Here is a 16,377-nt window from a genome sequence, read left to right as displayed (position 1 = left end):
CGGCGCCTGGTTGAGCGCCAACGAGATTTGGGTCAGGCCTCGGGAGAATCCTCGCTGCCGAGCTGGTCGGCGATGTCGCGGAGCCGCTCAACGGCGGTTTCATCGTCGAGTTCGCCGAGGTAGGCGGGGAGTTTGATGCCTACTTGGGCCGCTAGGTCGTGGATGGGGGGCAGGGAGCCGGCTAGGCCGGAGAGGAAGTTGGCGGTGCTGTTCCCGGAATTGCCGTCGCTGCCCCCTGAGTCCCAAACGGTAATCTGGTCGATCTTCAGATTGGAGATGGCCTTTACCTGCTCGGCCACCAGCGTCGGCATCTGCTCGGCGATCAGCAGCAGGGCAGCCAACTGGGGATTGCCGCCGGCGCTGTCCACCAGCGCACCCAGACCCTCGGCCCGACGGGTGAGCAGGGCCAGCAAGCCCAGCGCCTCGGCCTCCATGAGCAGTCGCTGACCGTCGGCCTCGCCGCCTTTGACCAGCCTGATGCGGTCGGCCTCGGCCTCGGCCAGGGTGCGCACTCGCTCCCTCTCCACCTCGGCGGGCACCACGATATCGGCTTCCTGCGAAGCCTTGTCACGGGAGGCCCTGGCTTGCTCGGCTTGGCCTTCGGCGGCAAACGACTCTTCGGCCGCCCGGGCTTGGGTGACCCGCTCGGCGGTGACCGCGGCCCGCTCGGCCTCGGCCTCCTGCTGGCGGCGCTCGCCGTCCGACTGGGCGATCACCACATGCGACTCGTTCTCGCCCTCGGTAGCGGTGGCGTTGGCCTGGGCCACTCTGATGCGCTGTTCCCGCTGGGCTTCGGCGGCACCGATGTCGCCGTCGCGCTCCTGCTCTGCCACCTTGATCTTGGCCTCGTTGATGGCCCGGGCGGCTGCTTCCCGGCCCAGGGCGTCGATATAACCCGACTCGTCGGTGATGTCCTGGATGTTGACGTTGATGAGTCGCAGGCCCACCTTGCGCAACTCGATCTCCAGCGACTCGGTGATGTTGGTGATCAGCTTCTCCCGGTCGGCGTTGATCTCCTCGATGGGCATGGTGGCGATTACGACCCGCATCTGGCCGAAGATGATGTCCCGGGCCAGGTTCTCGATCTCCACCAGGCTGAGCCCCAGCAGCCGCTCAGCGGCGTTCTGCATCACGCCAGGCTCGGTGGAGATACCCACCGTGAAGGTGGCCGGCGTGTTGACCCGGATGTTCTGCTGGGACAGGGCGCCTTGGAGCTTGATCTCGATGGGTATGGGGGTGAGGTCCAAAAAGGCGTAGCCCTGGATTACGGGCCACACCAGGGCGCCGCCGCCGTGGAGGCACCGGGCCGACTGGCCCTGTCCGCCTACCCGACCGTAGATAACCAGTACTCGATCAGAGGGGCATCGCTTGAAGCGGGAGGAAATCCACAGCAGGGCGATGAGAAGAATGACAATTAGGCCAGCAACAAGGGCTATAGCAGCCATCAACGAGTCCTTTCGGTTCTATCTAGGTATGAGTTACAGGGGTCTGACTAGGACGGTGGACTGATCCACCAACGAAACCACGGTGACGCGGGTCTGAGCCGGGAGATCGTCGTCCGAATTTGTGTAGGCATCGATCACCCGAAGCCGCCCCTGGATGAGGATTTCGACTTTGCCGGGCATGGATCGGTTGGCCGGGATCGGCAAGTACACAGTGCCGATGATGCCCACCGCGCTCTGGTAGTCGACCGAGCCGCTCTCCTCCATCTGGGCGAACTTCCGCCACATCAAGGCAACGGCGAAGAACACCGCTAGCCCCACCGCGATGGCCACGATCACCGAGACTGGGGTAGAGCTGTCCGCCTCCTTCATCAACACGCCGGTCCAGCCGAAGGCGAAGAAGAACGCCGTCAGGCTTCGCAGAGACAGAAATCCGGTGCCCGCGCCCTCGTCGTCAAGATCGATATCGAGGTCGGAACCGACGCCGAAGCCCAAGAAAAGGAGCTGGAGAATTAGGAAGACGCCAGCGATGATGCCGATCAGATAGAAGACCTGGAGGTCGCCGGTTAGGCCTTCCCACCAGTCGCCCATCTGTTTGTCCTCCCGTCTATATCTCGCAGTCCGGCTCGCAGTCTGGCGCTCAGTCTGGCGCTGGCCTGCGGTTTGGGCCTCAATCGTGGCCATCCTACTGGCTTTTCCGCCAATTTCCTCCCCGCCCCTCCCCCATCGTCACTTCCTGGGCAAATAGGCCTTGAATGACCAAATCACATGCCCGGCGTGGCAAAGTCTCCCCATGGCCGAAGCCAAAGTTCGCTGGACCCACCAGTGGAAAGAGCTCTACGAGGAGGTCATCGACTCGGGGCTGTGCACCGGCTGCGCCGGTTGTGTGATCGCCTGCCCCCACGATGTGATCGGCTACAAGCACGAGCCCGGCCAGTACAAGCCCTTCCACCTCGAAGAGGAGCTAGGCCTGACCGACTGCATCCACGGCCAGAAGGGGTGTACCTCCTGCACTCGGGCCTGTCCCCGGTTCCGTACATGGGAGGCCGAGGCCGACGAGCACCTGTTCGGGCGCATCCGCAACGAGGACGAGGTTTCGGGCATCTACAGCGACATCCTGTTAGTGCGGGCCTCAGACGACTACGTGTACGAAGTAGGCCAGGACGGCGGGCTGGTTTCGGCCATCTTGATCTGGTGTCTGGAGAACGACGTGATCGACGGCGCCCTCACCTCATTTCTGGAGGGCGGCGACGCCGACGGCTGGAAGGCGGTCCCCGGCCTGGCCGTTAACCGGGAGGAAGTGCTGCGGGGCGCGGGCAGCCGCTACACCTACTCGGCCAACCCGCTGGCCTACCGGGAAGCCAAGGAGAAGGGGCTGGATCGCCTGGCCCTGGTGGGCATGAGCTGTCAGACCTCCATCGGCCCGGTGATGTGGAACCGCAAGGTGGGCAAAGTGGGCCGCCCTATCAAGTTGAACATCGGGCTTCTGTGCTCCAAGAGCTTCGACGACTCCATGTTCGAAGAGCTGTTCTGGGTGAAGTACGGCCTGCCCACCGACCAGATCGCCAAGATGAACATCAAAGGCGTGTTCCAGGTTTGGATGAAGAACGGCGACTACCACGAGATCAACCTCAAGGAGTGCCACGCCTGGACCCGGGAGGGCTGCAACCTCTGCCCGGACTTCGCCGCCGAGCACGCCGACATCTCTACCGGAGGCATCGGCGATGCCACCGACTGGACCCTCACCGTGGTCCGCACCGAATTGGGCCGAGCCGTCATCAACGCCATGCTGGAAGACGGGGTGATCGAAGCCCGTCCCGGCGATGACGACCCCGGCGCGGTGGCCCTGATGCACAAGCTGGCCGCCAAGAGCCGCAAACGGTGGCCCGATTGGGCCGAAAGCGCGGTCCGGGTAGGCGTTTGAGCCCTGGTTGGCTGCCGGCTTCCCGCCGAGCCAGCTAAATCCCGGATTCCTCCAGAATGCACTGGCGCATGATCAGGCTCACCTCTTCGGTCAGGTCGGCGTTGATATCGCTGCGGAGGTCGTCGTCAAGCTGCTTGAACTCCTCAAAAGTCAGCGCTTCCCTTATCTTGTCGAAGCCGCACTTGCACACGTCGGCCAGGTTGGCCCTCACCTGCTCGTCCAGGTTGTCGCGGCCCGCTTCTTTGCAGCCGTCGCGGAAATTCCGCTCAGGCTGGCCGACATTGGGCTCCACCGGACTGTTGTCATCGAATTGGTAGTCAGCGGCATTGTCGTCGTAGAAGGTGGGCGCGCCGGAATTGCCGCAGGCGGCTGCCACCAACAACAGCGCAGCCACCACTGCTAGCAAACGACCCTTTGTCACGGCCCCAACGGTATCTCCCTATTCCCCGTGGGCGCGAACCATTCCCGGCCCTATATGGAGTCGGCCAGTTCCAACGAGCGGGCGAACACCTTGTCCAGCATGTCGGAAGTGAGCCGACCGGTGAAGGTGTTCTGCTGGCTCACGTGGTATGAACACACCACCATGCGGCCCCCTGGGGCGGCCGTCTCCAGGCCGTGGGAGAACTTGGGCCGGGGCTTCACCCCCAACTCGGCTGCCACCGCCCCGTAGCCGATGGCTCCAAGGGCAACGAACACCCGGGCCCGGCTCAACAGGGCCAGTTCCCGCACCAGGTACGGGCGGCATGCATCCCGTTCGGCCGGGGTCGGCTTGTTCTGGGGCGGCGCACACCGCACAGGAGCGGTGATATAGGTGTCGCGCAGCACTAGGCCGTCGTCTCTATCGGTGGCATCGGGCTGGTTGGCCAGCCCTACCCGGTGCAGCGAGGCGTACAGGAAGTCGCCTGAACGGTCGCCGGTGAACATGCGCCCAGTGCGGTTTGCGCCGTGGGCCGCCGGGGCTAGACCCACAACCACGATACGGGCCTCGGGATCGCCGAAACCCGGCACCGGCCGACCCCAGTAGGTCCAATCGCGGTAGGCGGCCCGCTTGACCTCGGCCACCTCCTCTCGCCATGCCACGAGTCGGGGACAGGCCTGGCAAGAGATAACATCGGCGGCCAGTTCGTCAAACGAGTCCACGACCGGCAAGCTAGAAGATCCAGAGACCCAATGGCTGGCAATTACTGTCAACCGGAACTCCCAGCAAAGTCCAGAATCCACAGAGCAAATGGCCAGTAAGAACCGCAAACCCACCATGGTGTTGTTCGTGCGCCACGGCCAGACCCCCACTACCGGAGCGGTGTTGCCCGGGCGGGCGCCGGGTCTCCACCTCAGTGACCGGGGCCGAGAGCAGGCCGAGCAGGCCGCGGCCCGCATCGCCGCCCTGGGCGCCGATCGCATCGCCGCGGTGTACGCCTCGCCCATGGAGCGGGCCAGGGAGACGGCCGCGCCCATCGCCCGGGCGGTGGGCCGACGGGTGCGGGTGCTGGACGGCCTCAACGAGTGTGATTTCGGCCGGTGGACCGGACGGCGCCTCAGCGACCTGCGCCGCCGGCGCGAGTGGCACCAGGTGCAGCGCACCCCCAGCAGCTTCCGATTCCCGCAAGGAGAGTCGTTCGCCGAGATGCAAACCCGCATGATCCACGCTGTGCAGTCGCTGGTGATCCGCCACCCCGGCTCAACGGTGGTGGCGGTGTCGCACGCCGACACCATCAAGGCTGCGATTTCCCACGCCTCCGGCGCCCACCTGGACATGTTCCAGCGGATCGTCGTGTCGCCCTGCTCGATAACTGCCATCCTCTACAGCCCCGAAGGCCCCCTGGTCCTGGCCGTCAACAACACGTCCGACCTGAAGTCACTTGTGCCGTCATGAGCCCGTCATTCGACATGAACGACCTCGAGCACTTTACGGTGGGCACCGTTGGCCCTGCTGGCCAGCGGGTCTTCTATCTCCAAGCCGGAGTCACCGGCACCCTGATTTCACTGAAACTGGAAAAACAGCAGGTGTCCGCCCTGGCCGAATACCTGGACGGCGCTTTGCGGGACATCGCCGACGAACGAGGCGCTGTCGAACCTGAAGTCGACATCGGCCTCATCGATCCGGTGGAGGCCGAATGGACAGTCGGCGACATCGGCATCGGATACGACGCCGATGCCGACCGGATGCTGATTATGGCTACCGAGGCGCCCACCCAACAAGAGGACGAAGATCTCGCCACCGCCCGGTTCCACATCACCCTGGGGCAGGTTGCCGGGTTCATCGCCCGGGCCCGACAGGTGGTGGCAGCAGGCCGCCCACCGTGCCGCTTCTGCGGTGCCCCCCTCAATGACGACGGCACTTGGTGTCCCTGCTCCAACTGATGAATCCCGCCCAGTCGAATACCGAGTCTCCGTTTCGCGACCGACCCGCGCTCGATGACGAGGCTGCTGTCGAGATCTTGGCCACCGGCGAGTTCGAAGTACTGGGGCGCATGCCCTGGAGCTCCAACATGACTTTCTTGGTGGACGTCAACGCCCCCAACGCCCCCATCGTCCAGGGGGTGTACAAGCCAGTGCAGGGCGAGCGGCCCCTCTGGGACTTCCCCGCCGGTCTGCACAAGCGGGAGATCGCCGCCTTCGAATTGGCTCGAGCCCTGGGTTGGGATTTGGTGCCCCCCACAGTGCATCGCGACGGTCCGCTAGGAGAGGGTTCGGTGCAACTCTACGTGCCCACCGACTACGACGAGCACTACTTCACCCTGCGGGAGGAGCCCGCCCATCACCAATGGTTTCAGCGGCTGTGCGTGTTCGACTTCATCATCAACAGCACCGACCGCAAGGGCGGCCACATCCTGCTGGGTGACGACGGCCGGCTCTACGCCATCGACAACGGGCTGTCGTTCCACTGCGAGTTCAAGCTGCGCACCGTCATCTGGGAATGGGCCGGCGATCCCCTGCCCACTGATCTGGCCGCCGACGTGGCCCGCCTGCTCGACGAGGACCTGCCGCCCGACGTAGCCAACCTGCTCACCCTGCTGGAACGAGACGCCCTGTTGACCCGGGCCAGTGCCCTGGTCAGCGAGGCACGCTTCCCCACCGATCCCAGCGGCCGCCGCCACCCCTGGCCGTTGGTGTAGGGCGGGGTTAGCTGCGGGCTTGCAGCGCTTCGATCAGTTTGGGGAGCACCTTGTGCACATCGCCGACTACGCCGAGGTCGGCGATGCCGAAGATGGGGGCCTCGGCATCTTTGTTGATGGCGATGATGTTCTTGGAGCCCTTCATGCCCACCATGTGCTGGGTGGCCCCGGAAATGCCGCAGGCCACATAGACGTCGGGCTTGACCACTTTGCCGGTCTGGCCCACCTGGTGGGAGTAGGGCACCCAGCCGGCGTCCACGATGGCCCGCGACGCGCCGGCCGCACCTCCGAGGAGCTTGGCCAGATCTTCGATCATGGAGTACTTATCGGCTTCGCCCAGTCCCCGTCCACCGGAGACCACCACACCGGCCTCGTCCAGCTTGGGTCCGCTGGACTCCTCGGCAAAGCGATCGACCACCCGGGCCGCCCCGGTGGCGCCCAGATCAGGCACCGGCAAAGCAGAAACCGCCGCCGGTCCCCCGCCGCTCTCTTCGGCGGCGAACGACTTTGGTCGGACCAGGAAAAGACCGATGCCCGACCCGTTGAACCGGGTGCTTACGTTGACCGTGCCGCCGAATACCGGTTCGGTTCCCACCAATGAACCGTTGGCTTGCTCCAACTCGACGACGTTGGTGATGACCGATGCGTCCAGCTTCACCGAGAGCCGACCGGCCACGTCACGGCCGTCATAGGTCGTGCCGAACAGCACCGCGTCGGGGGCACTGCCCCCCTCAATAGCTGCGGCGATGGCCGAGGCCACCGCCGGGCCGGCCAGGCCGTCACCTAAATCGCCGGTGGCATGGACCGTGGTCGCCCCGTGAGCGCCGAGTTCGGCCGCTACCGACTCCCCGTCGCCTCCCACCACCGCTTCCACGGTGTCGGCCAACTCACGGGCCCTGGTCAACAACTCCAAGCTGATCGTGGCGACCTTGCCGCCCGAGGCCTCTGCAAATACCCAGATGGTTCCCATGCTGTCTCCTAGCGTCCTGGCTCCTAGACGATCCTGAGCTCTTCGAGCAGGGCGACGATGCTTTCGTGGGCGTCGCCCTCGTCGGTGATGATCTCGCCGGCTTCCCGCTCGGGAGCAGGGCTGACGTCGGTGATCTCCTGGCCGCCGCCGGCCCAGCCCACCTGGTCGGCGCTTATGCCCAAATCGCCGATCCCCACCTGGTCCATGGGCTTGGACTTGGCCGCCATGATGCCCTTGAACGACGGGTAGCGGGGCTCGACCACCCCGGCAGTGACCGATACCACTGCGGGCAGCGGGCACCGCACTTCGTCGTAACCAGCCTCGGTCTGGCGTTTCACCAGCACCTCGCCGCTGTCAGCCTGGATTTCCTTGGCGAAGGTGACCGAGGGTAGGCCTAGCAACTCGGCCAGCTGTTCAGGGACCGTGCCGGTGTAGCCATCAGACGACTCGGTGGCGGCCAAGATCAGATCAGCTTGGGCTCTTCCGATGGCTGCGGCCAGCACCCGGGCCGTGCCCAGTGCGTCGGTTCCGGCCAGGGCTTCGTCGCTTACCAAGATGGCCTTGTCGGCGCCCATGGCCAGCGCGGAGCGCAGCCCGTTTACTTCTTCGTGGGGGGCCATTGACACCAGGGTTACCTCGCCAGCGCCAGCGGCGTCGCGGAGCTGGAGGGCCATCTCCACGCCATAGGAGTCCGACTCGTCCAGGATGAGCTTCATGTCCCGCTTGAGGGTGTTGGTCTCCGAATCGAGTTCCCCGGGATCGGCCGGATCGGGGATTTGTTTCACGCAGACGACAATGTCCATAGCGCACAAGTCTCCCACCACGCCTCGGGCGCGCAAAACCAAGCGAAGGGGAACTGGGAGCAATTGCCGTCAGCCGCGTTTCTTGCCTCAAACCGGCAAGCAGTAGCGTTGAGAACCTGAAAGTTCTGCTACTCGTCAACCCTCACGCCTCGTCGGTCACCGCTCGGACCCAGGTTGTCATCCAAAAGGCGCTGGGCGCTGACCACGAGGTGACCCTGGCCGAAACCCATAGGCGAGGGCATGCCTCGCGCCTGGCCCACGGGGCGGTGGCCGATGGGTGCGATGTAGTGGCTGTGCTGGGTGGTGACGGCACGCTCAACGAAGCAGTCAACGGACTGGCCACCTCTGGCGTGGCGCTGGCCCCCCTGCCGGGGGGATCGACCAACGTGTTTGCCCGGACGATAGGGCTGCCCGACGATCCCGTGGAGGCGGCCGCAATGTTGCTGGAGACGCTGGCCGCCCGCCACTTAAAACGGGTGGGGCTGGGGCAGGTGAACGGGAGGTACTTCCTGTTTCACGCCGGAGTGGGCTACGACGCGGCCGTGGTACAGCAAGTGGAACGGCGGGCGGGGCTGAAGAGGTACGCCAACCATGCTTTGTTTGCCTTCGCGGCAGTCGACACCTGGCTGCGCCACTACGACCGGTCGCAGCCCCGGTTCACCGTCTACCACGCCGATGGCGAGGCCGTGACCGGCCAGTTCGCCATCTGCCTCAACACCGATCCCTATACCTATCTGGGGTCGCGCCCCTTCACTGTGATGCCCGATACGAACCTGGACATGCCTTTGTCTTTGGTAACCCTGCGCTCGCTGAGAGCGAGCAGGCTCCTTCGGACGGCAGCCAGCGCCCTCGGTTACGGCCCTCCGGTCACTGCCCATCGCCACGTCCACTCCCGTGCCGATGTGGCTAGCGCAGTAGTGGCCAGCGACACCCCATTCCCCTACCAACTCGACGGCGACTACCTCGGCGAAACCACCCGCCTCGAGTTCCACCACGCCCCCGAAGCTCTCGCTTTGGCCCTGCCCATGGGGTGATCGTTATTCCTCGCCCAGGACCTTGCAGGCGATGTCGGGGACGTCGGTGATGACGGCGTCGGCGCCTATGGCGGCTAGTTGGGCGATTTGGTCGGGGTCGTTGACGGTCCAGACGTTGACTTCGAGGCCGGCGGCGTGAGCGGTGGCCACTAGGGCCTGGCTGGTGGAGGCCACGTAGGGATGAATTGCCGTGTGGCCGGCGGCGGCCACACGGTCCACTAGCAGGTCGGGGGCCAGTACCTCGAAGGTCAGGTAGGCGGTGGGAATCTCGGGGTCGATGGCCCTGATGCGGTTGAGGGCTTCCATGTCGAACGACGAGACGATCACCCCACTGCCGGCCTCGCCGATCCCCCACCCCAGCACCAGACCCGCGACGGCGGCAGATACCTGGTGTTCGGCGTCGTAGTCGGGGTCATTGGGAGCGCTCTTGATTTCTATGTTGATGACGAAGTCCCGGTCGATGGCCGGGTCCCGGCAGACGTCCATGACCTCGGCCAGCGTCGGCACCCAGTCGGGCAGCTCTTGGTCTTGCAGGTCGATGATGGCCCGGCCGTCGGGCAGATGGGCATCGTGATGCACCACGAGCACCTCGTTGGCCGTCCGCCTTACATCGAGCTCCACGCCGTCGGCATTCAGGCGCACTGCGGCCTGAAATGCCTTCAGTGTGTTCTCTCGCTCGGCCGCCGACGCCCCCCGGTGGGCGATCACCTTCACGACAACAATCTTGCCAACTCGTTCACGAATCCCATACTCACAACGCCAACACGGTTACCAGAAAACAACAAATTCATCATCAGCCCCTCTTGCCACACCAGTACACCACCCCTATCCTTGTCCCTGCGTGATTACCAAGGGCCTGCTTTTCGAATCCGACAATGCGGCGGATGATTGGCGATGCCAAGCCGCCTGTCGCGACACGGATCCGGATCTATTCTTCCCCGTGGGCAGTACCGGTCTAGCCCTTGAGCAGATCGAGTCGGCCAAGGTGGTTTGCCAGGAGTGCAACTCGCAAAACGCTTGCTTGGAGTTCGCCTTGGCCACCAACCAGGACTCTGGAATCTGGGGCGGCACATCTGAGGAGGAGCGCCGCCAGCTCCGCCGACTCAGGGTAGCCGAGCAGCGCCAGACGCCCATCTTCTTGGCCTAGCCGCCGTCTGGGGAGCGGAACCCCAGCAAGGGGATCGCCAACTCCACCACCGTTCCGAACCGGGGCGGGTCTCCGTCGCCATTGCTCATGGTGATGCTCCCCCGCAGATCGGTGCTCACCAGATTTCGCACGATGGCGATCCCCAGCCCATCAGCGCTGCCAGCGTCGAAGCCCGGTGGCAGCCCGACCCCGTCATCGGTCACCCGCACCTGCACCCGGTCGCCGTCGTTGTCCAGTTCGATTCGCACCTGTCCGCCGGGCGGCTCGGGATAGGCGTGGTCCATCACATTCTGCAAGCACTCGTTCAACACCACCGCCAAGGGCGTGGCCACATCGGCGGCCAGCTCTCCAGCATCGCCCAGCACCTTGAATTCCACCGGTCGGTCGGGACCGGTCAGCCCCTCTTCCACCATGCGCACCAGCGACCGCACGATCTCGACGAACGGTACGTCGCTGCTGGCATCGCGCGACAAGATTTCGTGGACGATGGCGATGGCACGAATACGCCGCACCGACTCCTCTATAGCGTCCCGGGCTTCTGCCGCGGTTGCTCTGCGCCCCTGCAATCGCAATAGCGACGACACCGTCTGGAGGTTGTTCTTCACCCGGTGGTGGATCTCGGCGATAGTGGCGTCTTTGGACATCAATAGCCGGTCCCGGCGGCGCAACTCGGAGATGTCCCGCATCAAGACCAATGCGCCGGTCACCTCTCCCCTTCCGATCAGCGGCAGGCAGCGCAGGACAACCGTGCCTTGATCACCGTGTTGGATCTCCTCGGTCTGGGGAAGACGGGAGGCGAAGGCAGCCCGGATAGCCCGCTGTTCCAGGCCGATTTCCACCAGCCGGCGACCCTCGACCTCGCTGTGCAGGCCAATACGGTGCAGCGCCGATGCGGCATTGGGGGAAATCAGCAGAACTCGGCCCGAGGCGTCCAGCAGCATCAGCCCGTCGCCCACCCGGGGAGACTCCTCTGTCTCGATGTCGTCCACCGGGAATGGGTATTCCCCCTCGGCAATCATGGCTGCCAGCCGCCGGAACAGTTTGAAGTAGCTCATCTCCAACTCGCCAGGATTTCGCTGGATGTCGGGATCGAATTCCCGAGCCATCACTGCGACCACTTCGCCGTGACAGTTCACCGGCACAGTTAGCGTGCGGATACGGGGCTGGTCGGCTCCCCCGATGCGCCCCCCGTCGGTGATCCGCCCCTCGCGGTAAGCCACGTCCACCAGCGGACGCTGCTCGGGGGCGAAAACAGCCCCCACCAGATCGCTGCGATGCACTGACCGGGCGGTGGTGGGCCGGATCTGACCCGCGATGGCGTACCCGCTTGGGTTCTCGGTGGCGGGAGTCTGACCCACCGCGCCGGTGGGTACGTACAGCAGCAGGTCGGCGAAGGAGATGTCGGCCAGCGGTGCCCACGTCCGCATGAGCCTCTGGAGATGGTTCAGACGCGACTGGGGCAGGCCGGGCGCCAATTCCTCCAGGCTCGCCATCCGACAAGTTTATTGTCTATTGGCCAGGAGCGAATCAGCTCCCGAAGCCGATGGATCGGCCGGATGCCGAGGGATCGAGCTCCACGTAGGCCACGCTGGCGGCCGGAACCCCCACCTCGCGGCCCCGATGGTCGGTCAGCCACAGCATCTCGCCGGACGCCAACTCTGAGGTGATGGCCTTTTTCACCGACTCCACATCGGAGTCGGGATCCAATTCCACCTCGATTTCCTTCTGGCTCCGGATCACGCCGATACGAACATGCATTGAATGATCTCCTTGGGACTCGATCCTGCTAATTGATCTTGAGTTCGGGGCTGTAGATGCGCCGCGGAGGGGGGTTGTCCACCAAGTGGGCGGCCATTGCCGCGAATTCCCGACCGGCCTCCGAGTCAGAGGCCTCAGCCGCGATGGGCCGGCCCCCATCAGCCCCCTCTCGCAGCGCGGGCAGCAGCGGCACCTGCCCGATCAGAGGCACACCGAGCCGGTCGGCCAGTTCTCGACCTCCTCCGGCGCCGAACAGCTCGTACCGCTTGCCGTCGTCACCGGTGAACCAGCTCATGTTCTCAATTACCCCTCGCACGGTGAGGTTCACCTTCTCGGCCATGAACGCGGCCCTCTGTGCTACTCGCTGGGCGGCGGGCTGGGGGGTGGTAACCACATACACCTCAGAGCGGGGCAGGAACTGGGCCAGGGAGATGGAGATGTCCCCGGTGCCCGGCGGCAGGTCGACCAGCAAGAAATCGGGGTCGTCCCATGCCACGTCGGTGAGGAACTGCTCCAGCGCCTTGTGGAGCATGGGTCCCCGCCAGATGACTGCTTGGTCTTCCTCGGCGAAGAACCCCATGGAAATGCACCGCACGCCGTGGGCCTCGGGGGGAACGATCATCTCGCCGACCATCTCAGGAGACCGGTCGATTCCCAGCATCTTGGGAACGGAGAAACCCCACACATCGGCGTCCAGCACCGCGGCTCGGTGCCCGGCCGCGGCCAAGGCGACCCCCAGGTTCACCGTGACCGACGACTTGCCCACACCGCCCTTGCCGGAGGCGATCAGCATCACTCGCGTGGTGGACGCCGGATCGGCGAAGGGGATGGTCCGGCGCGGCGGGGTGGGGGTGTCGCCAGCGGGGACCATGCCGGTAGATTACGGCATCGACCCAGAAATCCCTGTGCCGTGAGCACTCCATAACCGTGACTATCCCTGTGCCGTGACCAGTCGCCACTATCTCGACCACGCTTCAACCTCGCCCATCAGGCCCGAGGTGGTGGCGGCCATCAACCGCTGGTGGGCCGCGGGCCACGGCGACCCCTCCCGGATGCACGCTGAGGCGCTGGCCGCCCGATACGAAATCGAGCAGGCCCGACAGCAGGTAGCCGACTGCTTCGGCGCCCGATCTCGAGAGGTGGTCTTCACCAGCGGGGCTACTGAGTCGATCGCGGCCGCAGTGTGGGGGGTGTCTAACCGGGGCACCCATCAAGTGCTGAGCGCGGTGGAGCACTCCGCGGTGCGGCTGTCGGCCCGACGATTGTCAACCCAAGGGCACCGCGCCACCGTGGTCGGCGTAGACGGCGCCGGCCGGGTAGACCCCGAGGAGATGGCCGCGGCCATCGAGCCGGATACCGCGGCGGTTCACTGCCAGTGGGCCAACCACGAGGTGGGGACGGTGCAGCCGGTGGCCGAAGTAGTGGCCGCCTGCCGAGAGCGGTCCCCCGATGTACTGGTCCATGTGGACGCCGCGGCTGCCGCCGGGCGGATTCAGGTCAGCTTCGAAGAGGTCGGCGCCGACTTGTTGTCGATCAGCGCTCACAAGTTTGGAGGACCGCCGGGTATCGGGGCTTTGCTGGTGCGCCGGGGGCTGCGCTTGGTGCCGCTGTTGGAAGGCGGCGACCAGGAACGGGCCCGGCGGGCTGGGCTGGAGAACGGCGCGGCCATCGCTGGCTTTGGAGCAGCGTGCGCCGCCCTCGGGGACGGCGGCTTGGAGCAAGAGGCGGGCCGGGCTCAGGCTCAAACCGACAGAATCCGAGACAGGGCGCAAAATATCGATAGCGTCGTGTTCTACGGCCATCCCACCCATCGCTTGCCTCATTTGGTGTGTCTGGGCATCGGCGACGTGGAGCCCCAGGCCGTGCTGATCGCCTTGGACCGCGCTGGCGTGGCAGCTCATTCAGGCAGTTCTTGCGCCTCGGAGTCGCTAGAGCCGTCGCCGGTGCTCGAGGCCATGGGCGTTGACGCCGATCATTCGCTGCGTCTCTCAGCAGGGTGGTCGACCACCGACGCCGATGGGGACGCGGCCATTGAAGCCCTCGAAGAAGCTCTGGCCGAATTGCGCAAGCTGCGGGGTTAGTGGTCCGTCTGCAAATTGAGCATGGCGTCCTGCTAGGCATCGACGCCCCTCGCGGCGTTGCTCCTCCTTGCCGTACGCTCCGGGTATGGCTGCGTCGGTGCGCCTTGTGAGGAACGCCGCTGCCGTCGCAATCCGCACCTGCCAATTCACAGACGGACCACTAGCCCAGCCAATCGAAGAAGTCAGCACCGGCCAACGCGTTGGAGATGCCGTTTAAATCCTCAACGTGCAGAAACTCAAACCCAGCCGCCTCGGCGTAATAGCGGTCGACGTCGGTGTCGCCGATGTGGATGTAGCGGGAGGCCTCGAACTGGTTGCGCACCTCGTCCAGGTGGTGCTTGCCCCCCACAAAATCCACGTCGATTTCATGGATGTCCCACAGCCGCTGCTGGTCAGAGCGCACCCGATCTGAGCCGCTGCCAATCACATAGCCCCTGGCCTTGGCCTGCCGCATGGCCTCCAGCAAGATAGGCCCTGGCGGATCACCGCACTCCAGCGTGCCATCGATGTCGAACGAAATGAGGATGGAGGCAGCATACAGTCGACCCGGACCAGCCCTCTCGCCGTCCACCATCTCATTCGCTGTTCTTGGAAAAATGTGTTTGCATCACGGCAGTGAGCACTGATGGGGGTCCGACCGGCAGCATGCTGGGCAACGACGGCAAAGAGTCGGGATTCTCGCCCTGACTGCGCTCGAGATATTAATCATCATCGGCTTCTCCACAGCCGGAGCTGTGGTGCACGGCTCTTTGGGGCTCGGGGCGGCCCTCGTAGCCGGCCCAGCTCTGGTGGCCATCGACCCGGGGTTCGCTCCCGGACCGCTCATCGTCATAGGCCAAATCGTGGGATTCCGGCACGCCATCGTCGAACGCCGGCATACGGACCGCCGAGCAGTGCGCCATTGCGTCATCGGACTCCCATTTGGATTGGCCGCCGGCCTCGCCGTTCTCACCGCAATCAGCGACGAAATGCTAGGACTCTTAATCGGGAGCCTGACCGCCGCAGCCGCCGTCTCGCTCCTCTGCGGCCTGCGAATCCGCCGCAACCCGCCCGTCGAGATGGCCACCGGCTTTGCCACCGCGTTCACCGGCATTACTGCCGGTCTGCCTGGTCCGCCGCTTGTACTCACTTTCTGCGACATGAAGCCAGCCACATTGCGCGGAACTTTTGCCACATTCGTCCTCATGGTGGCGGCTGCCGGGGTTGTAGGGCTTGTCGTCACCGGTGAGTTCGGCCGCCATGAACTAGAGCTCACTGGTTGGCTGGCCCCAGGGGTCGTACTCGGGCTGGCCATGGCTCGCTTCGTGCGCCCCTACGTAGATCGCACATGGTTCAGGCCCGCCGTGCTGATCGTGGCCCTAGCCGGTGCAATCGCTTTGATTCTTCGCCAACTCCTCTGAAGCCCCCTAACGTGGTGGCATGGCCCTTCGCCGCGGCACCGATGTCCTTGTGGAAACCGTCGATGTGGCCGGACAGGACGTCCTAGATGTGGGTTGCGGAGACGGCACGCTAGTCCGGTGGCTGCACAGCCAGGGGGCACGCGCCCTCGGAGCCGATTGCGGTGCCGAGATGCTTCGACGAGCTCTGGAGGCCGATCCCGCGCACTCCGACAGGTACGTTGACGCGCCGGGCCAGGCCCTGCCGTTTGACGACAACTCCTTCGATGTCGTTGTCTTTTCAAATTCCCTGCACCACATCCCAACCGAAGACATGGCCCAGGCCCTCGAAGAGGCCGGCCGCGTGCTCCGGCCCGGAGGGACGCTTTATGTGGCCGAGCCCGAGATTGAGGGCCCCGAAGACTCGATGGGTTACCCGGTTATCGACGAGACCGCCGTTCGCACCGCAGCCCAGCAAAGGCTGGACGAACTCGACCAAGCCCGGTTCGAATCGCTGCGCCGGTTCACCTACACCTCGGAGGCCGTGTACGAGAGCTTCGATCGGTGGTGCGATCGGGTGGTGGGCATCGACCCCGAAAGAGCCGCTGCCCTAGAGCAGCACAGAGAAGACCTAAACGAACGATTCCACCGCTTGGGCGAACGCCGGCCCGAGGGTTGGGCTTTTGCCCACAACAGCCTCGTCTCAGTCACCACCGCCCGCTGAGC

The 16,377-nt window shown here is 64.9% G+C and carries 20 protein-coding genes; 9 read left to right on the top strand and 11 right to left on the bottom strand.

Annotation, left to right across the window (positions count from 1 at the left end):
* Positions 1-32: 32 nt before the first annotated feature.
* A complete protein-coding gene (locus ACOOGG_RS17700; RefSeq protein WP_420437473.1) occupies positions 33-1,445 on the bottom strand; it encodes a flotillin family protein in 1,413 nt (470 codons plus the stop codon).
* Between the two features lie 33 nt (positions 1,446-1,478).
* Positions 1,479-2,033: a hypothetical protein gene (locus ACOOGG_RS17695; protein WP_420437471.1), complete on the bottom strand. Its 555-nt coding sequence runs from the start codon at positions 2,031-2,033 to the stop codon at positions 1,479-1,481.
* A gap of 202 nt (positions 2,034-2,235) precedes the next feature.
* On the opposite strand from ACOOGG_RS17695, the gene ACOOGG_RS17690 reads away from it, so the two are divergent.
* Positions 2,236-3,366: a Coenzyme F420 hydrogenase/dehydrogenase, beta subunit C-terminal domain gene (locus ACOOGG_RS17690; RefSeq protein WP_420437469.1), complete on the top strand. Its 1,131-nt coding sequence runs from the start codon at positions 2,236-2,238 to the stop codon at positions 3,364-3,366.
* A gap of 34 nt (positions 3,367-3,400) precedes the next feature.
* On the opposite strand, the gene ACOOGG_RS17685 is transcribed toward ACOOGG_RS17690, so the two are convergent.
* On the bottom strand, positions 3,401-3,787 hold the full coding sequence (locus tag ACOOGG_RS17685; RefSeq protein WP_420437467.1) for a hypothetical protein: 387 nt from the start codon (positions 3,785-3,787) through the stop codon (positions 3,401-3,403).
* Between the two features lie 50 nt (positions 3,788-3,837).
* Positions 3,838-4,506 carry a uracil-DNA glycosylase gene (locus ACOOGG_RS17680; RefSeq protein WP_420437465.1) on the bottom strand — a complete coding sequence of 223 codons (669 nt, stop codon included), beginning with the start codon at positions 4,504-4,506 and terminating at the stop codon, positions 3,838-3,840.
* Positions 4,507-4,594: 88 nt separating this feature from the next.
* On the opposite strand from ACOOGG_RS17680, the gene ACOOGG_RS17675 reads away from it, so the two are divergent.
* From ACOOGG_RS17675 to ACOOGG_RS17665, 3 genes are read left to right on the top strand one after another with little or no spacing between them, the layout of a single operon-like run.
* Positions 4,595-5,239 (top strand): MSMEG_4193 family putative phosphomutase, encoded by a 645-nt coding sequence (locus ACOOGG_RS17675; RefSeq protein ID WP_420437463.1) that lies wholly within the window; start codon positions 4,595-4,597, stop codon positions 5,237-5,239.
* Positions 5,236-5,727, top strand: a complete 492-nt coding sequence (locus ACOOGG_RS17670; RefSeq protein WP_420437461.1) for a DUF3090 family protein — start codon at positions 5,236-5,238, stop codon at positions 5,725-5,727. Before ACOOGG_RS17675 ends, ACOOGG_RS17670 begins: the two co-directional genes overlap by 4 nt.
* Positions 5,709-6,482: an SCO1664 family protein gene (locus ACOOGG_RS17665; protein WP_420437459.1), complete on the top strand. Its 774-nt coding sequence runs from the start codon at positions 5,709-5,711 to the stop codon at positions 6,480-6,482. The genes ACOOGG_RS17670 and ACOOGG_RS17665 overlap by 19 nt, the downstream gene beginning before the upstream one ends.
* 7 nt (positions 6,483-6,489) lie before the next feature.
* Here ACOOGG_RS17665 and ACOOGG_RS17660 read toward each other — a convergent pair whose 3' ends face one another.
* Together ACOOGG_RS17660 and ACOOGG_RS17655 are read right to left on the bottom strand one after the other, a co-directional pair.
* Positions 6,490-7,452, bottom strand: a complete 963-nt coding sequence (locus ACOOGG_RS17660; RefSeq protein WP_420437457.1) for an electron transfer flavoprotein subunit alpha/FixB family protein — start codon at positions 7,450-7,452, stop codon at positions 6,490-6,492.
* Between the two features lie 23 nt (positions 7,453-7,475).
* Complete coding sequence (locus ACOOGG_RS17655) at positions 7,476-8,237, bottom strand: electron transfer flavoprotein subunit beta/FixA family protein (protein WP_420437455.1); 762 nt, start codon at positions 8,235-8,237, stop codon at positions 7,476-7,478.
* A gap of 71 nt (positions 8,238-8,308) precedes the next feature.
* Here ACOOGG_RS17655 and ACOOGG_RS17650 point away from each other — a divergent pair, with 71 nt between their 5' ends.
* Positions 8,309-9,289 (top strand): diacylglycerol/lipid kinase family protein, encoded by a 981-nt coding sequence (locus tag ACOOGG_RS17650; RefSeq protein ID WP_420437657.1) that lies wholly within the window; start codon positions 8,309-8,311, stop codon positions 9,287-9,289.
* A 3-nt stretch (positions 9,290-9,292) separates the two neighbouring features.
* Here ACOOGG_RS17650 and ACOOGG_RS17645 read toward each other — a convergent pair whose 3' ends face one another.
* Positions 9,293-10,003, bottom strand: coding sequence for a glycerophosphodiester phosphodiesterase (locus ACOOGG_RS17645; protein ID WP_420437453.1), 711 nt, complete (start codon positions 10,001-10,003; stop codon positions 9,293-9,295).
* Between the two features lie 142 nt (positions 10,004-10,145).
* On the opposite strand from ACOOGG_RS17645, the gene ACOOGG_RS17640 reads away from it, so the two are divergent.
* Positions 10,146-10,436 carry a WhiB family transcriptional regulator gene (locus tag ACOOGG_RS17640; protein WP_420437655.1) on the top strand — a complete coding sequence of 97 codons (291 nt, stop codon included), beginning with the start codon at positions 10,146-10,148 and terminating at the stop codon, positions 10,434-10,436.
* Here ACOOGG_RS17640 and ACOOGG_RS17635 read toward each other — a convergent pair.
* Genes ACOOGG_RS17635 through ACOOGG_RS17625 form a run of 3 tightly spaced genes read right to left on the bottom strand, consistent with a single transcriptional unit; the run spans position 10,433 to position 13,065 of the window.
* Positions 10,433-11,929, bottom strand: a complete 1,497-nt coding sequence (locus ACOOGG_RS17635; RefSeq protein WP_420437451.1) for a sensor histidine kinase — start codon at positions 11,927-11,929, stop codon at positions 10,433-10,435. The genes ACOOGG_RS17640 and ACOOGG_RS17635 overlap by 4 nt on opposite strands.
* Positions 11,930-11,963: 34 nt before the next feature.
* Entirely contained in the window at positions 11,964-12,194 is a 231-nt protein-coding gene (locus ACOOGG_RS17630; protein WP_420437449.1) for a DUF3107 domain-containing protein, read from the bottom strand.
* A gap of 28 nt (positions 12,195-12,222) precedes the next feature.
* Positions 12,223-13,065 carry an Mrp/NBP35 family ATP-binding protein gene (locus tag ACOOGG_RS17625; RefSeq protein WP_420437447.1) on the bottom strand — a complete coding sequence of 281 codons (843 nt, stop codon included), beginning with the start codon at positions 13,063-13,065 and terminating at the stop codon, positions 12,223-12,225.
* A gap of 73 nt (positions 13,066-13,138) precedes the next feature.
* Between ACOOGG_RS17625 and ACOOGG_RS17620 the strand changes: the two genes are divergently transcribed.
* Positions 13,139-14,275 (top strand): cysteine desulfurase family protein, encoded by a 1,137-nt coding sequence (locus tag ACOOGG_RS17620; RefSeq protein ID WP_420437445.1) that lies wholly within the window; start codon positions 13,139-13,141, stop codon positions 14,273-14,275.
* Positions 14,276-14,435: 160 nt separating this feature from the next.
* Here the strand turns inward: ACOOGG_RS17620 and ACOOGG_RS17615 are convergent, their stop codons facing one another.
* Positions 14,436-14,846: a DUF7124 domain-containing protein gene (locus ACOOGG_RS17615; protein WP_420437443.1), complete on the bottom strand. Its 411-nt coding sequence runs from the start codon at positions 14,844-14,846 to the stop codon at positions 14,436-14,438.
* Between the two features lie 103 nt (positions 14,847-14,949).
* Between ACOOGG_RS17615 and ACOOGG_RS17610 the strand changes: the two genes are divergently transcribed.
* Together ACOOGG_RS17610 and ACOOGG_RS17605 are read left to right on the top strand one after the other, a co-directional pair.
* Positions 14,950-15,675, top strand: coding sequence for a TSUP family transporter (locus ACOOGG_RS17610; protein ID WP_420437653.1), 726 nt, complete (start codon positions 14,950-14,952; stop codon positions 15,673-15,675).
* 19 nt (positions 15,676-15,694) lie between these two features.
* Positions 15,695-16,375: a class I SAM-dependent methyltransferase gene (locus tag ACOOGG_RS17605; RefSeq protein WP_420437441.1), complete on the top strand. Its 681-nt coding sequence runs from the start codon at positions 15,695-15,697 to the stop codon at positions 16,373-16,375.
* The last annotated feature ends 2 nt before the right edge of the window (positions 16,376-16,377 follow it).

This window comes from Candidatus Poriferisocius sp. (genome assembly GCF_965214065.1).
Taxonomy (GTDB): domain Bacteria; phylum Actinomycetota; class Acidimicrobiia; order Acidimicrobiales; family Bin134; genus Poriferisocius.
The sequence above is the reverse complement of the archived record's forward strand: the minus strand, read 5'-3'. Positions and strand labels throughout refer to the sequence as shown.

Bases quoted from the DNA above. Each gene is read 5' to 3' on its own strand.
- ACOOGG_RS17700 (WP_420437473.1), bottom strand. From the start codon at position 1,445: ATGGCTGCTATAGCCCTTGTTGCTGGCCTAATTGTCATTCTTCTCATC.
- ACOOGG_RS17695 (WP_420437471.1), bottom strand. From the start codon at position 2,033: ATGGGCGACTGGTGGGAAGGCCTAACCGGCGACCTCCAGGTCTTCTAT.
- ACOOGG_RS17690 (WP_420437469.1), top strand. From the start codon at position 2,236: ATGGCCGAAGCCAAAGTTCGCTGGACCCACCAGTGGAAAGAGCTCTAC.
- ACOOGG_RS17675 (WP_420437463.1), top strand. From the start codon at position 4,595: ATGGCCAGTAAGAACCGCAAACCCACCATGGTGTTGTTCGTGCGCCAC.
- ACOOGG_RS17670 (WP_420437461.1), top strand. From the start codon at position 5,236: ATGAGCCCGTCATTCGACATGAACGACCTCGAGCACTTTACGGTGGGC.
- ACOOGG_RS17660 (WP_420437457.1), bottom strand. From the start codon at position 7,452: ATGGGAACCATCTGGGTATTTGCAGAGGCCTCGGGCGGCAAGGTCGCC.
- ACOOGG_RS17635 (WP_420437451.1), bottom strand. From the start codon at position 11,929: ATGGCGAGCCTGGAGGAATTGGCGCCCGGCCTGCCCCAGTCGCGTCTG.
- ACOOGG_RS17630 (WP_420437449.1), bottom strand. From the start codon at position 12,194: ATGCATGTTCGTATCGGCGTGATCCGGAGCCAGAAGGAAATCGAGGTG.
- ACOOGG_RS17625 (WP_420437447.1), bottom strand. From the start codon at position 13,065: ATGGTCCCCGCTGGCGACACCCCCACCCCGCCGCGCCGGACCATCCCC.
- ACOOGG_RS17605 (WP_420437441.1), top strand. From the start codon at position 15,695: ATGGCCCTTCGCCGCGGCACCGATGTCCTTGTGGAAACCGTCGATGTG.